Below are 14,970 nucleotides of genomic sequence, written 5' to 3' on the forward strand. Positions count from 1 at the left end.
TGTGTAAAGCAATAAGCAATAGTGAGATTGGATTACCCTTTGTTAACGCCTGCCGACATGTTGAAGCTTTTCATAATCGTCTTCTGCGCAAATAAAAACAGCACGAGCAGCGGTACAATCGTAAATGAGCTTGCCGCCATAATGAGCGGCCATTTCAAGCCATATGCTCCTCCTTCCACGAAGAAGCTTCTTAGGCCGGCTGAAACAAGCTGCAGGTCGGGATTTTTGGTAATCAGCATAGGCCAGAAATAGTTATTATAATGATCAATGAACGTAATAAGAGCGAGCACGATGAACGAGGAGCGCGTAACGGGGACAAGAATCGACCACAATATCCTCATATGCGACGCACCATCGATTTGCCCTGCTTCTACCAGCTCATGAGACACCTGCAAAAAGGCTTGCCTAATCAAAAAGATTGAAAATACGCTGACGCAATTCGATACGATGAGTCCGGCGTACGAGTCCAACAGATTCAGCTTTGCCAAAATCATATAGCTCGGCAAGTACACCGCCGTGCTCGGAATCATGTAACCAAGCATGATGACCGCCGTTATCGCTTTTTTTAGCCGAAATCGCATATGTGTCAAGGCATAGGCCATCATCGCCGAATTTAATGCCTGAAGCAGTACGATAACGGAAGCGACAATGACGCTATTCGTTAAATAACGCCAGAACGGCGCTTCCAGCCACGCTGCGAGAAAGTTGTCCCATTGCGGGGAGCTTGGCCAAAAGGTGGGCGGAAATTGCCATATTTCATCATTTGTTTTGAGTGCGCTTGTGATCATCCAATAGAATGGAAATGCCATAACGGCACTGCACAGCATCAGAAACAAATGCCTTATGGTGCGCCGTAAAACATAATTTGCTGGCATAGCGATAGTTCTCCTCTCCGTGCGGTAGACGATTATGAGCTGTAATGAACGGTTTTGCGGCTTATCGCAAAGGAAATGATCGATAATAGCATACAGGTAAGCACGAGCACAACCGCAACAGAGGATGCCTCGCCGATATCAAACGACTCGAAAGCCGATTGATAATACATATAAAGAAGCGTTCTCGTGGAGCCGGCAGGCCCACCCTGCGTTAACACGTTAATTTGATCGTAGGCTTGCAATGCCGATATCGTTTGTACAATAAATAAGAAGAAAGTGGTTGGCGAAATGAGCGGAATCGTAATATGTCTCAGCTTGCTCCAGCTGCCCGCCCCATCCAAATCGCCGGCCTGCAATAGCTCGCGCGGCACATTTTGCAAAGCGACTAAATAAAACACCATCGTCCAGCCCATCAGCTTCCATACCGTAACGATCAGGACGCCTGCAAGCGCCCAGCTTGTATCCTGCAGCCAGCCTACTCCCTCTAAGCCGAACCAGCGAAGCACCGTATTTGCCATGCCGACCTTAGGCTCGAATATCCAAGACCATACGATCGACACCGCAACCGTTGGCGTAACCCAAGGCGAGAACATGAGGGTGCGATAGACGGCGGAGCCTTTCATCGACCGATTGAGAAGCAGCGCGAGCGCAAGCCCCAGGATCATGACCGGGAGCACGCTTCCGATGCAGAAGAGCAGCGTAACGCCAAGCGACTGATAAAAGGCCGAGTTATCGAACAAATACATATAATTGTCCAAACCAACAAACGTTTTGACCGGACTCATAAAATCCCAATCGGTAAAGCTCAAATAAAAAATCGTACCGAGCGGGATCAGCCAAAATACGATCAGTGGAATTAAAGCCGGCAGCGTGAATAATATAGCCTTCCATTCCTTAGCCATATCGCGTTTAATCATCTCCTGTTATCTGTTCAATTTTATCTTAACATTTGCTATAATTATCGTAAATCAATCATTTTCACCCCTAGTATTCAAAAATTATTGTACACTCAGTGTAAAACAGCTTCATTATCTGTACGTCAACGTCTGTTTAAGATCTTGTAAAAATGTTGTGTTTCCAAAAGATTTTCTATCATCTATTCTTGTTGCTGTATAATGAATCATAAAATCTTAGTCTTGCGGGTGATGATGTGAAAAGAGTTTCAACCAGTGATCTGGAAGGTATGCCAGCGACTCAAGAGCAAATACGGGGAAAAATAATAGACGCCATTGCCCAAACGATGGATTTGTACGGAGCTAATTATTCATTCGGCCAGCTTTACGGCATTATGTTTTTTGAGGATAAGCCAATGACGCTCGAGGAAATGAAGCAGCAGATGAATATGAGCAAAAGCAATATGAGCTATGCCGTTCGCTCCTTAATGGATTCAAAAATGATCAGGAAATTAGATGAGAAGCTTGACCGCAAAGATTTATATGTTGCCGAGACTGACTTTTTCAAAGCGTTCCAAAACTTCTTTGCCTCCAAGCTGCAGCGCGAAATCGATGTGATGCTAGGATCCATTAACGAGGTTATTCCTTCCCTCTCTGAAATCATTTTAGATATCGATACCGAGGAAGAGGAGCGCCAGCTCTGCCTCAAGGATTTGCATAAGCTGCGTCACGGCGTCGAATATTACAGCTGGCTCCAGCAGTTCGTGGACGGTCTGCGCGGCGGAGAGCTTTTCCGGCAAAACGCAGCCAAGTCCGAGCAATAGACGATCACAAACAAAAGGGTGCCGCAGAAGTGTTTTGGACTTCCGTGCACCCTTTATTTTTTGGTTTGTTTATTGAGGCTTCGTATTCACCTCGAACATCCAGATCCTTCCTTGCTTATCAATCCCGTAGTCGAACCCCAGCTGGGCAAAACCAGGATACTTGGATTCGAGCACGTTCGTCGACAATTCGGTAAGCTCACGCATCTTCTGCTTCTTCTCATCGACCTGCGCGGACGACAATGATCTGCCTATGCCGTTTGCGGCTGTTACAAGCGAACCTCCACGACATATGTTCGTTACGAAAAGCCCCTTTCTGGCGATTCGTCCGACCATTGCGCGTATGGTCCAGCCCTTCTCCGTCTTCACGTATTTGACCCGATAATCGATTGGCCTGCCGTCAACCGTTGCCAAATGGATGCCTTTTTGAATGAGATAAGCACGGCCCTTGCGTTGTTTGTTAAGCGCACCTATTAACGCTGCAAAACTAGCAAAACGTTTCGTCTGCGTGTAATAAGTATAAGCATACCCCTTGCCGCTGCGCGTAACCTTCATGACGCCATGCCCGCCTGCGCCGACCACCGGCTTCATAACCACCATGTGATACATATCCAGCATGCTTCTAAGATTTTGTTCCGTAAACCTTCTGGTCGGCGGAATATGCGGCGCAATGCTGGGATGGGAAAGCAATGCTGTTGTCTTGGTCCACTTGTTGGCTAGCAATCTACCATTATGTTCACCCAATGAAATCTCTCTCCTTTCCTATCGCTTCATTCATAGCATATGACAGAGCACTACCTGTCTCTTGGATGAATGGCTGTAGTTAGGAGCCTTTATTCGAAAGCATTGCTATAATATATTGCTAGTTTGGCATGAGCCGTCTTGCCTAACCTAATTTTAGGCATAAAAAACCGGCAAGCAGCGCCTCTGGGTTGCTACTTGCCGGTTTATCGCATTTCTACTTGTCTGATTGCTTCTCGAGCGCCGCTTTAAGCTTGTCCGCCAAACTGTTCGACATCGCGGTATTATCGCTATATTGCTCGATAAGCTTCTGATTTTGCCTCCGATTGGCTTTGCCGCCGCCCCCCTGCTTATCGCCGAGCATTTCAATGACATTGCAAGGCCTGCACTGGGCATACTTGCCTGCTTTGCCGTCTTTAATTTCCATCTTCTTATGGCACTGCGGGCAGCGTTTATTGGAGAGCATAGGCTCCGCCGCGCGCCGATAGCCGCAGTCACGGTCAGAGCAGACAAGCGATTTGCCGCGCTTGCCGTTTATTTCAAGCAGCGGCTTCTCGCATTCCGGACAGCGGGAATGCGTCAGATTATGCGGCTTGTACTCCTTCGTCTCCGCAATAACCTCCGACACCCATTTTGCCGCCTGCTGACGGACATTTTTCATAAAGGCAGCCGGGTCGCCCTTGCCCTTCGCAATGCGCTCAAGCTCCTGCTCCCACTTCGCTGTCAAATCCGGGCTTCTAAGCTCGGTGACGACAAGCTCGATCAGCTGCTTGCCTTTGCCGGTAGGCATCAGTTTGTTTTGCGTGCGCGTAATGGTGTCCGTGCCCAGCAGCTTTTCAATAATATCGGCCCGCGTTGCAGGCGTGCCAAGGCTATGCTTCTCCATACGTGTCAGCAGCGTTGCTTCCGTATATCTGGCAGGCGGCAGCGTACGCAGCTCCCTTACCTTCTCCTGCTTGATCGGCAGCGACTGGCCAAGCTTAAGCGGAGGAAGAAGCTGCGCGGGCTGGCGGTCAGTCTTGCTTTGACCCGAATCGCTGTCATCGTCTTCGTCCTCATCTTGGCTGGAAGCATAGGAAGCTGACTGATAAATTTCCTTCCAGCCCTTATCCTTTTCGATTTTCCCCTTCGCGTAAAGAAGATCTTTGCCTGCCGCGAGCACGACACTCGTCTCATCGTAGCGGTAAGGACCATAAAATAAAGCGATAAACCGCCGCACGATAAGATCATACAGCTTGCGCTCATCATTGCTTAACGCGGCCAGATTTACAAATTGCTCCGTAGGAATAATGGCATGATGGTCCGTAACTTTGCTGTCATCAACGATTCTTTTCGTAACGGGAAGCTGCATTCTCACAAGCTTGCGAGCCAGCTGCGCATAAGGGCCGACAGCGATGCTCTCCAGTCTTCCTTTCAACGTGGGCACCATGTCGCTCGATAAGTATCTGGAATCGGTACGCGGATAAGTAACCAGCTTATGCTGCTCGTACAGCTTCTGAAGCACGTTGGACGTTTGCTTAGCCGAGAAGCCGAGCCGCTTATTCGCATCCCGCTGAAGCTCGGTCAGGTCATACGCCAGAGGATGCGGCTCCGATTTCTCCACTGTCCGAAGCTTGTCTACCTTCGCCGAGCCTCTTTGCAGCCTTGCGGCAATCGCTTCCGCCCCCGCTTTGTCCCACACTCGTCCATCATGGGCATCCTGCTCGCGCCATAGTGCCGAGAACGTGCCAAAATCAGCCGATACATTCCAGTAAGGCTGTGATTGGAACGATTGGATTTCCTGCTCCCGCTCCATCAGCATGGCGAGCGTAGGCGTTTGCACCCGGCCTGCCGCCAGCTGCGCATTGTATTTTGTCGTCAGCGCTCTCGTTACGTTAAGGCCAATCAGCCAATCTGCCTCCGCTCGGCAAACGGCCGACGCATACAAATTGTTGTAGTCTTTGCCTGGCTTCAAGCTGCTGAAGCCATCCTTAATCGCCTTGTCCGTCTGAGACGATATCCAGAGTCGCTTAAAAGGCTTGCGCCAATGGACAAGCTCCATAATCCAGCGAGCGACAAGCTCCCCTTCCCGTCCGGCATCGGTCGCGATAATAAGCTCGCTGATATCCTGGCGTTTGCACAGCTTTGCCACCGTGCGGAATTGCTGCGACGTTTCCTTCATAACCTTCAGGTTCATCTTCGGAGGCAGCAGCGGCAAGTCTTCCAAATTCCATGTCTTATATTTCGGATCGTATTCCTCCGGCTCTGCCAGCGTCACCAAATGACCCAGCGCCCAGGTTACGACATATTTAGGGCCTTCCATATAGCCTTTTTGCTTCTGTCCACAGCCGAGTACGCGGGCAATTTCTTTGGCCACGCTAGGCTTTTCTGCTAGTACAAGCGATTTCATTTGCGTTATTCGCTCCATTTCATTTAGACGCACGATCTGCTGTTTCATAGGAAGAAAGCGCATCATTCACTATGACGAAACGATACCATAGGCTCGCAGCCTGTGCAACGCCCTACGGAGCAGCCAGCCCGCCCATACGCAGCCGGCATGTTCTTGTTTCATGCTCAATTCCCGCTAATCTCGCAAATTTTGCTGCTAGAATCCGGGTGTGATATAGTAAGTTCAGCTTATAAGTAAGCAGATTAAGAGCTAGGGAGCGTTGATGAATGAAACTGCGTTTTGTTGCTATTATTTTTGGCATCTTACTCGTATACAGCGGTATATCCTTCTATATCGGTTGGAATGGTTGGCTGCTCTTCTCTACTCTATTCAACTGGGAAAAAACGGGCTTATATTCGCTCGTAGTAGGCTTAATCGCTTATGCGTATATTATCGGAAGGCTCGCTTACCGCGCTCCGCTTAAACCGGTTGCGGAAATGTTCAAGCTTATCGGCTCTTACTGGTTCGCCGTGCTCGAATATGCCGTCCTTATTTTGCCGATTGCCAACATCCTCTCACTGATCCTCAAATCAGTCGGCGCGGAAGAGTCGGTTTATATCGTTGGCGTAGGCAGCATCGCTTTGCTTCTAATGGTCCTATTGATCGTTCGCGGCACATGGAATGCATGGAGCCCGGTCATCCGTACCTACCATGTTCAAATACCGAAGCCGGCCGGTTCGCTCAAAAAGCTGCGCATTGCTATGGCATCCGACCTTCATCTGGGAACGATTGTCGGCAATCGGCACTTGAAGCGATTGGTCGATAAAGTAAGGGAAATCAAGCCCGATCTTATTTTGCTTCCGGGCGATATTTTGGATGATGATATCGAGCCGTTTCTTCGCAAAAATATGTCTGCCGAGCTTGGCAAGCTGAACGCGCCGCTTGGCGTATATGCGGTAACCGGCAACCACGAATATATTGGCCGGAAGGTGCCGGAATTCATCAAAGCCATGGATGCGATCGGCATTCGCGTTCTTATGGATGAGGCAGCGCTCGTCGCAGACAGCTTCTACGTCGTCGGCCGCAAGGACAAGGCGTCCGGAGGTTTCGGATCGGGCGGCAGGCTGCCCATCCACGATCTAATCGCGCCGCTTGATCATTCGCGTCCGCTCATTATGCTTGATCACCAGCCGTCCGATATCGCCAAAGCGGCTGAGAACGGCATCGATCTATCGGTGTCCGGACATACCCACCGCGGCCAAATGATGCCCAATCATCTCATTACGAGAAGAATGTTCGAGCTGGACTGGGGTTATTTGAAAAAAGGCGGCCTGCACGCCATCGTCTCGTCAGGCTTCGGCACATGGGGGCCGCCCGTACGGATCGGCAGCCGCTCCGAGGTTATTCATATCGAGGTGGAGTTTAGCTCATAGAAGGCAGTACCATGAAAAACAGCGGCACCAGCTCGCTTGCCATTCTGATTAGCGGCTGCAAGAGCCATTCAGAATGCAAGCGAGCTGGTGCCGCTGTTTCTTTTTTTATCTAAACTAATCCACATCTGCTATACGCCACGCTGCCCCTTTTTCTTTGCCCTTCTGGAACACATACATCGTACTCCCGGCATCGCCGTTATTTCTTGTTTCCTCGACCTGTACGACGGCCTCAAACAGCGATTTTTGCTCACGAATGGATATGTTTTCTACTACGTTTATGCTCGTAATCGTGAAGCCGTTAAAGCTGCCTGAGCCTTCCCTTGCCTTGCGCGCGCTATCCGTATACAGATCCAAAAACTCATCCCATTTGCTCTCATGCATATATGTTATACGCAAATTAATGAGCTTGATAAGCGGACGTTCCTCCTCCGTGAAGGATGAAGCATCCAAATAAGCGGGCGCAAACGATTCGGCCTCGGCGTTCGGCGAAGTTGACGGTAAATCCGGGACAGGCGCGGGCGATTCTGTGTATGGCGACGGCAGCCCCTCTGCAGCTGGAGTAGGAGACTCACTCGGCGGATTCGGCTCCAACCCGCCTTCTAGTGCAGGCAAATCGATGTTTCGTTCCTCCGGAATTTCACCGGTTGGTTTAGAATAGCCTTCTGGGTAGGCTTGCTTGAGGAGCGCTTGAAGCTTCTTCGTGTAAGATTTTTTTATCGTATAGAGCTTGCCTGCCGTTATATCCTCTGCCTTCATGAAGCTGCCTCGTTCGGTTTGATCCGAAATCCACAGGTAATAGGTTTTCTTCCCTAATGTGACCGAATAAGGAGGCGCTGCGATATCAACCTTGCCGGCCATCTTTTTTCCAAAGCGAATAGCATATTCAAATGTTCTTACGGACTCTTGGTCCTTCCAAACGACTTGTGAATTCGGCTCTGACTCTTCAAAGCTAACCATCCGCATCACGACGGCCTGATCCACGCTTACCCGAAACAAAAATAACAAAATCGCGGCAGCAGCTACGACAATCCCCAATGCAACCATGTACCGTCGCTTCGACATAGTCCCCCTTCCCCCTCTATAAAGCTGATAGATGGATATGGCGTACATCATGTATAAAACTTCGCGTTAACGATTAAGACGATTGTTCATGGAAAAAGGTTCCACTTAAACCGCAGCTAGCTTTATGGGCTCTTCACCCTAGCTATTCACAATTTTGTTAAACGAATTCACCGTCAAAACATAATAAAACAGATAAATAACGACATATAACGTTGTGGAGAAAAGGACGGGCACCGTAAAATCAACGTTGACCAAATTGGAAAACAGCTTGGACATGGCGTTTACGGCGACCACGCTATGCGTAATACCGAGAATGAGCGGAAGCCCAAAAATAAAAAGCGTCTGCTTTGAAATGGTACCTCGAATTTCTTTCCTCGATACGCCTATTTTGCGCAAAACCTCATACCGTTCTTTATCTGAATGGGCTTCCGTCAGCTGCTGCTTGAAGTAGAGCACGCTGCCCGTAGTCAGACCATACATTATCGTTAAACATCGGACGAATCGCCGCAGCCTGATCATCAGCCAAATTCACGCTTGTGCTTCTGTTCAATGCTTTTGCAATAGCTTGGTAAGTGCTGGACGAAATCATTTAGACAGGCTTGTCATCCTCCTCCGAATACCGCTCTGGCAGCAGCTCGGAGCTTGTGCTATGGCCCGCCGATGTCCTGCTCGTTCAAAGCTTTCAAGCTCTCCAGCAAATCGGTTGCCGACTTCGAATCGAGCGCCCCCGTCGGTTCATCTGCCAGCAGAAGGCTAGGCCTTGCGATAATGGCACGCGATGCTGCCGTACGCTGCTTCTGTCCGCCTGACAGCTGATAGGGATATCGGTCAAACAGCTGCTTGATCCCAAATTTCTCGGAAATTTCATCTACGCGGCTCTCAAGCTCAGCGACCTTCACCTTTGCTAGCGCAAGCGGCAGCAAGCAACGTTTCGTAGTATAGAGACGAAGCTGTTGACGGCTTAAATGGAGGAGTCTGTCATGAAAATAATGATTGTTGAGGATGATCGGACGATTGCAGAGATGCTTGGCGAAACGTTAGGCAAATGGGGCTTCGAAACGGTTATCGCTGATGATTTTGAACATATTCTGCTGCTCTTTTTGAATGGGAACCCTCATCTCGTGCTCATGGACATTAATTTGCCGTCCTTTGACGGCTTTCATTGGTGCCATCAAATAAGAGAGGTATCCAACGTCCCGATTCTATTTCTATCCTCCCGCGATACGCCGCTTGATATGATTATGGCGATGAATATGGGCGGCGACGACTTTGTTCAGAAGCCGTTCTTCACGGATGTATTGCTTGCCAAAATAAATGCGCTGCTCCGCAGAACCTACTCCTACGTCGAGGTAAGCGCAAGCGTGATCGAGCATGGCGGCATCGTCCTAAGCCTAAAGGATGGCGATGTACGATGCGGCGAGCAGAAGGCTGAGCTGACGAAAACCGAATTTATTATTTTGCATATGCTCATGAAACAGAAGGGCTCGATTGTGACTCGTACAAAAATAATGCGCAGCCTCTGGGAGGATGAAAGCTTCGTCGACGACAATACGCTAACCGTCAATATCACCAGCCTCCGCAAGAAGCTCGCGGAGCTCGGCAAGGCAAGCTTCATTACGACCAAGAAAGGTCAAGGGTATATCATTCTATGAGTTTCGCACACTATATGAAGGACAAACGTTTTTTCTGCCTGCTTTATGGCGCGATCATGCTGTTCGTTACGGTCATTATGTTGGTGAGCGACTCGGCAGGCTACTCCGTTGGCAATGTCGTTTATGTCAATGTGGTATGCTTCATTCTTTCAAAGTCAACGGGAATGGGGCTTTATTTGGCTAAGCAGCTGGCGCTTAAGCTGGGGCATGATTTGTCTATCCAATCCGAAGAAGGAAACATGACGAAGGTGACCATACATTTTCCGATAATAAGAAATTATGGGGAATGGTACAGCCGCAAATGACGCTTAAATAACTATTGACAAATAATTATTTTTGTGATATAATTAAATATTTTTCTATTTACATATTATTTGACTGCTGCTAATATGTATTTTGCAATCGGTATGATCATTGTACATTAAACTATAACAGTAGCGGAGGGTTAAGATGAACATTGCAAACGGAGTGAACATGCTGCCGATCTCAGCAGTCATGAGGGGTGAAATGGTTACGATTTATCCCACTTTGTTGTGGGATAACGATATGGCGATCTTAGTGGATACCGGTTATCCAGGGCAGCTTCCATTAATAAAGGAACAGATGGAGCGGGCAGGCATTTCTTTTGACAAGCTTAAAAAAATCATCATAACCCACCAGGATATCGACCATATTGGCAGCCTGCCGGCCATTTTGGAGGCGCTGCCTCAAAAGGCAGAAGTGCTTGCAACCGAAATCGAGGCGCCTTACATTCAAGGAGAGAAACGCCCGATCAAAATTACGGCTGAATCCATCGAGCGAGCGATGAAAGCTTTGCCCGCCGAGGTGTCGGATGAGTGGCGAGCCTCCTTCCGCAAGACGCTGGAGAGTCCGCCTAGCGCGGCAGTTGATGCTTTTGTCACTTACGGGCAGGAGCTTCCTTATTGCGATGGGATTACCGTGATTGGCACACCTGGACATACGCCCGGCCATATCTGCCTCTATCATCAAGCTAGTAAAACATTAATTGCTGCTGACGCGTTAGTCGTCGTAAATGACCAGCTGCTCGGCCCTATTCCAAGTTATTGCCATGACTACGAATTAGCGCTGCAATCGCTCCGCCAATTAACCGAATACGATATCGAAACCGTCATTTGTTACCATGGCGGGCTGTACTCGGATCATGTGAATGAACGCATTTTGGAGCTGACGAGGTAAATGGCTGGATTTATTCCTGTTATTCGGCAGAACTAAATCCATAGCCCCGAACAATATACAAAACGCCTCCAAACCCGCTGCGCAAGCAGGGTTGGAGGCGTTTTTGCGTTGGTCCATAAATCCATAAACGTGACTCTTTATAGTCCGCCCGCTAAAGCTTTCCTCAAAAACTGCCCTGTATAAGAGGATGGAATATCGGCTACCTGCTCCGGCGTACCCGCAGCGATTAGCTTGCCGCCCGCTTCTCCGCCCTCTGGGCCAATGTCGATAATATAGTCAGATTCACAGATCAGCTCCAAGCTATGCTCGACCAAAATAACCGTATTGCCGGCATCCACTAATTTGTTCAGCAGCACGAGAAGCTGGCCTACATCAGTAGGATGCAGTCCTGTCGTAGGTTCATCCAGCATGTAGAGCGTATGCGTATTGGATTTTTTGTTAAGCTCCTTGGCGAGCTTAATGCGCTGGCCTTCCCCGCCGGACAACGTTTTGACCGACTGCCCGAGCTGCAAATAACCAAGCCCGACCTCGCACAGCAGCTCGATCATGCTCGCTATTTTCTCCTTGCTGCGAAACACGGACAAGCTTTCTTGAACCGTCATATTAAGCAAATCGGATATCGAATACCCATCATAGGTTACGCGGAGCACCTCTTCTTTAAATCGTTTTCCTTTGCAGGCTGTGCAGCGCACCTCCAGATCCGGAAGGAAATTCATATCCACTGTCAAAACGCCGAGACCTTGGCAAGTCTCGCAGCGGCCGCCGGGCGTATTAAACGAAAAATGTTTGGAGGTCAGCTTGCTGCTCTTCGCCGCCGGCAGCGCCGCAAACAAATTTCGCAGCTGCGTAAATATGTCCGTGTAGGTGGCAATGTTCGAGCGCTGCATGCGGCCAAGCGGCGACTGGTCAACCATAATCAAATTCCCGACATGCTCGAATCCGGTGATGCTGTCGCAGCCGTCTATTTTTTGCCCGGCCGATCCGCCCTTTGCAAGCAAATCAAACAGCAAGGTCGACTTGCCGGAGCCTGACACGCCTGTTACGGAAATAAGGCTTCCAAGCGGAAAAGAAACATCGATGTTTTTGAGATTGCGGGCATGCGCATTCGTTATACACAAATGCTTGCCGCTGCCGCGCCTTCTGCTCCGAGCAGATGCCGGCAAGCTTTCACCTCGCAAATACGCGCCCGTAACGGACTGCTCGCTTGCCATCAAATCCTCCAAGCTTCCTTCGCCAACGACCGTTCCGCCGAGGTATCCGGCGCCTGGTCCGATGTCGATAATATGGTCCGCAGCGCGCATCACCTCAACGTCATGCTCAATGACTAACACCGTATTGCCCAGATCGCGCAGCTGCAGCAATACCCGAATTAAGCCAGAGGTATCGCGCGGATGAAGCCCCGTTGTCGGCTCGTCCAATATGTAAAGGACGCCAGTCAAACCTGAGCCGAGCAGCGAGGCTAGCCTAAGGCGCTGCGACTCTCCGCCGGAGAGCGATACGGTCTGCCGATCAAGCGAGAGATAGCCAAGACCTACATCGATAATTCGCTCCAGTCGAAGCGGCATATCGGTCAAGACAGGCTTAAGCAGCGGAAGTCCTTCCAGCGGCATCGCTTCGTGCAAGCGGCTTGACCAAGCAAGCACATCCTCCAGTGACCAAGATGAAACGTCCGAGATGGAAGCGCCGGCTACGATGACCGATCTGCTTTCCTTTTTGAGCCGCTTGCCGTTGCAAGCCGTACAGCCCTGCTGCTTAAAATAGTCCCCGTCCCGCTCGATTGCTCCCTGCTCGCCATCCTTCTCCTTATACCGTCGCCACAAGCCGGTTACGATCCCTTCAAACTTTCCGCCCCCTACCGTCTTGGGCGGCTTCGTATCAGGAAAGTGGCGAATGAACGCTTCGTTCTCAGCGCCGTAATAGAGCAGATCCCTCTGCATTTCCGAGTACTCCTTCAAAGGCAGATCAGGATCAAAAACAAACCCGTAATGCTTTCCGGCAGCGACTAAAATGTTGGCGAAGTATTCCATATACGCATCGTATAAGTAAGTTACGCAGCCCTCGCGCAAACTTAATTCCGGCTTGAACACCGCATCCAGATCCAGCGTTGCCACATGGCCGAGACCGCCGCATGATTCGCACGCGCCTTCTGGCTTATTAAACGAGAAATGCGACATGCCTAATTTCTCAAGCTCCGCATGGCAGCTCGGGCAGCTGATCGTTTGCCGTTCCTCGTCTTCCTCCGCTGCCGTTATGCCGGTGCTGCTCTCTTCGTCGAAGCTCGGAGGAATGCTCTCGCCGCAGGAGGAGCAGATTCGCTCACCCAGCCTAGAGTAAAGGAAACGCAGGTACGTGTAGATGTCCGTCACTGTGCCTACCGTCGAGCGGGGATTTCGATTCGTAACATGCTGCCCGACGCTGATGGAAGGAGACAGTCCGGCGATCGATTCGACCTTTGGCTTGCTGATCGAATCCGACACCATTCCCATCGACTCCATATATTGCCGCTGGCATTCCTTTTGCAGCGTATCCATGGCTAGCGTTGATTTTCCCGAGCCGGACGGCCCCGTCAATACGACAAGCTTGTATTTCGGAATCGAAAGCGATACGTTTTTCAAATTATTTTCGTTCGCGCCTTTAATAACAATCATATCCTTCATGCATGTCCTCCTCGTTTTCATATCCATTTTAATTAGAAACGGTTGAGTCTTAGGCTGCCAGCACCATTCCTTTCCCGACTTTAAAACCAGCATACTACATTCATGCAAGTGGTAAGGTTGATGAATTTAAATGCCTAATTAAAGAGTTAGGTTTGACAAAACGTTAACTCAGGAGTTTAATGTTTTTAGATAACGCGGAGGTGGATTTATGACCGTTCGGCCCATTGATATCGCTAGAAAATTGAAGATCAGCACAACCGCTTTGCGGCATTATGAAAGCTGGGGAATTATACCGCCTGTTGAGAGAGGAGCTAACGGTTACCGGATCTACACGGAGGAGCATATTGCTTATTTTGAATGTATACGGGCGATGAACGAAGGTTTTGGGATGATGCTTACCAAAAACGTGCTGTGGAAGGTGCTCTGCGGAGAAATCGATGCGGCACTATGGCTTATGAATGGTTCGCAAGCATCGCTTCACCGCGACAAGACGATTGCCGAGAAGACGATCCGAGCGCTGGAAACGGATGAAATCGATTTGCTGCATCGGTCCGGGAAAAGGAAATGGATGACGATCGGCGAGGTATCCGATGAGACGACGATTCCAAGCTCAGCGATCCGTCACTGGGAAAAAATGGGGCTCATCACGATTCACCGCGACAAGGACAACGGTTATCGCAGCTTCAGCCCCGCCAACCTCCGCCAAATTTTAATTATTCGCACCTTTAAATCGGCGATTTGGTCGCTTGAAATTATTCAGCAGGTTATCAAGGAAGTAGATGACAACAATGTGGAAAATGCCATCAAGATTGCCCGTGAATCACTGCAATTTCTTGATCGGATCAATAGAAGCCAGCTGCGGGGCGCCCATTATTTGTATCAGCTTTTGCACTTGAAGGATCAGATCCATTAATCTTCGCATGCGTTAATGATCCTCGGGAATTCTGATGTAATCCGATACGCTGGACTGAAGCAAGCCGATCAGATCTTCATTCATATATTCAAATTCATCCGGGATATGGAGGCAAATGACTTTTTTGCCGGCAAGGGCGCCGCTGAACTTCCCCTGCAGCCTCCGTACATGCTTTTTCTCCATGGCAAAGATGAGATCAGCCCAGCCAATATGCCCCTCCGTTACTTTAATGCGAGCATTTTCTTCCGTACCCGCCGACCTTACCTCATGCCCGTCCACACCTTGAAAAATCGTCTCGGCCGTCAAGCTCCGCCACTTGTTTCTGCTGCAAATAAATAATAACCGAATGGGTACCACT

General features: G+C 49.5%; 13 protein-coding genes and 2 pseudogenes. 6 read left to right on the forward strand and 9 right to left on the reverse strand.

Features of this window, described 5'->3' with window-relative positions; translation table 11 throughout:
• Positions 1-32: 32 nt before the first annotated feature.
• Positions 33-875 carry a carbohydrate ABC transporter permease gene (locus A7975_RS28265; RefSeq protein WP_065387355.1) on the reverse strand — a complete coding sequence of 281 codons (843 nt, stop codon included), beginning with the start codon at positions 873-875 and terminating at the stop codon, positions 33-35.
• Between the two features lie 32 nt (positions 876-907).
• Positions 908-1,777, reverse strand: coding sequence for a carbohydrate ABC transporter permease (locus A7975_RS28270; protein WP_255314596.1), 870 nt, complete (start codon positions 1,775-1,777; stop codon positions 908-910).
• Between the two features lie 281 nt (positions 1,778-2,058).
• Between A7975_RS28270 and A7975_RS28275 the strand changes: the two genes are divergently transcribed.
• The gene (locus A7975_RS28275; RefSeq protein ID WP_065387357.1) at positions 2,059-2,592 is read left to right on the forward strand and encodes a GbsR/MarR family transcriptional regulator; all 534 of its coding nucleotides are present in this window, start codon (positions 2,059-2,061) and stop codon (positions 2,590-2,592) included.
• A gap of 69 nt (positions 2,593-2,661) precedes the next feature.
• Here the strand turns inward: A7975_RS28275 and A7975_RS28280 are convergent, their stop codons facing one another.
• Both A7975_RS28280 and A7975_RS28285 read right to left on the reverse strand, forming a co-directional pair.
• On the reverse strand, positions 2,662-3,333 hold the full coding sequence (locus A7975_RS28280) for a YheC/YheD family protein (RefSeq protein ID WP_065387358.1): 672 nt from the start codon (positions 3,331-3,333) through the stop codon (positions 2,662-2,664).
• Between the two features lie 214 nt (positions 3,334-3,547).
• Positions 3,548-5,719: a DNA topoisomerase III gene (locus A7975_RS28285; protein WP_065387359.1), complete on the reverse strand. Its 2,172-nt coding sequence runs from the start codon at positions 5,717-5,719 to the stop codon at positions 3,548-3,550.
• A gap of 266 nt (positions 5,720-5,985) precedes the next feature.
• Here A7975_RS28285 and A7975_RS28290 point away from each other — a divergent pair, with 266 nt between their 5' ends.
• Complete coding sequence (locus A7975_RS28290) at positions 5,986-7,131, forward strand: metallophosphoesterase (RefSeq protein WP_065387360.1); 1,146 nt, start codon at positions 5,986-5,988, stop codon at positions 7,129-7,131.
• Positions 7,132-7,245: 114 nt separating this feature from the next.
• On the opposite strand, the gene A7975_RS28295 is transcribed toward A7975_RS28290, so the two are convergent.
• The 3 genes and pseudogenes from A7975_RS28295 to A7975_RS28305 all read right to left on the reverse strand — a co-directional run.
• On the reverse strand, positions 7,246-8,193 hold the full coding sequence (locus tag A7975_RS28295; RefSeq protein ID WP_065387361.1) for a YhfM domain-containing protein: 948 nt from the start codon (positions 8,191-8,193) through the stop codon (positions 7,246-7,248).
• Positions 8,194-8,331: 138 nt separating this feature from the next.
• Complete coding sequence (locus tag A7975_RS28300; RefSeq protein ID WP_065387362.1) at positions 8,332-8,673, reverse strand: FtsX-like permease family protein; 342 nt, start codon at positions 8,671-8,673, stop codon at positions 8,332-8,334.
• 182 nt (positions 8,674-8,855) lie between these two features.
• A pseudogene (locus A7975_RS28305) lies at positions 8,856-9,200 on the reverse strand (ATP-binding cassette domain-containing protein); the annotation flags it as partial.
• On the opposite strand from A7975_RS28305, the gene A7975_RS28310 reads away from it, so the two are divergent.
• The 3 genes and pseudogenes from A7975_RS28310 to A7975_RS28320 all read left to right on the forward strand — a co-directional run bounded on the left by A7975_RS28310 (position 9,174) and on the right by A7975_RS28320 (position 11,042).
• Positions 9,174-9,845 (forward strand): response regulator transcription factor, encoded by a 672-nt coding sequence (locus tag A7975_RS28310; protein ID WP_065387363.1) that lies wholly within the window; start codon positions 9,174-9,176, stop codon positions 9,843-9,845. The pseudogene A7975_RS28305 and the gene A7975_RS28310 overlap by 27 nt on opposite strands.
• 149 nt (positions 9,846-9,994) lie before the next feature.
• Positions 9,995-10,150 (forward strand): annotated as a pseudogene (locus A7975_RS33850) (ATP-binding protein); the annotation flags it as partial.
• Positions 10,151-10,295: 145 nt separating this feature from the next.
• A complete protein-coding gene (locus tag A7975_RS28320) occupies positions 10,296-11,042 on the forward strand; it encodes an MBL fold metallo-hydrolase (protein WP_053372034.1) in 747 nt (248 codons plus the stop codon).
• Between the two features lie 137 nt (positions 11,043-11,179).
• On the opposite strand, the gene uvrA is transcribed toward A7975_RS28320, so the two are convergent.
• Positions 11,180-13,699, reverse strand: coding sequence for an excinuclease ABC subunit UvrA (uvrA, locus tag A7975_RS28325; RefSeq protein WP_065387365.1), 2,520 nt, complete (start codon positions 13,697-13,699; stop codon positions 11,180-11,182).
• A 208-nt stretch (positions 13,700-13,907) separates the two neighbouring features.
• On the opposite strand from uvrA, the gene A7975_RS28330 reads away from it, so the two are divergent.
• On the forward strand, positions 13,908-14,612 hold the full coding sequence (locus tag A7975_RS28330; RefSeq protein ID WP_053372036.1) for a MerR family transcriptional regulator: 705 nt from the start codon (positions 13,908-13,910) through the stop codon (positions 14,610-14,612).
• A gap of 12 nt (positions 14,613-14,624) precedes the next feature.
• On the opposite strand, the gene A7975_RS28335 is transcribed toward A7975_RS28330, so the two are convergent.
• On the reverse strand, positions 14,625-14,960 hold the full coding sequence (locus A7975_RS28335) for a low molecular weight protein tyrosine phosphatase family protein (protein WP_065387474.1): 336 nt from the start codon (positions 14,958-14,960) through the stop codon (positions 14,625-14,627).
• Between the last annotated feature and the right edge of the window lie 10 nt (positions 14,961-14,970).

The sequence above is a fragment of the Bacillus sp. FJAT-26390 genome (assembly GCF_001682865.1).
GTDB lineage: Bacteria > Bacillota > Bacilli > Paenibacillales > Paenibacillaceae > Pristimantibacillus.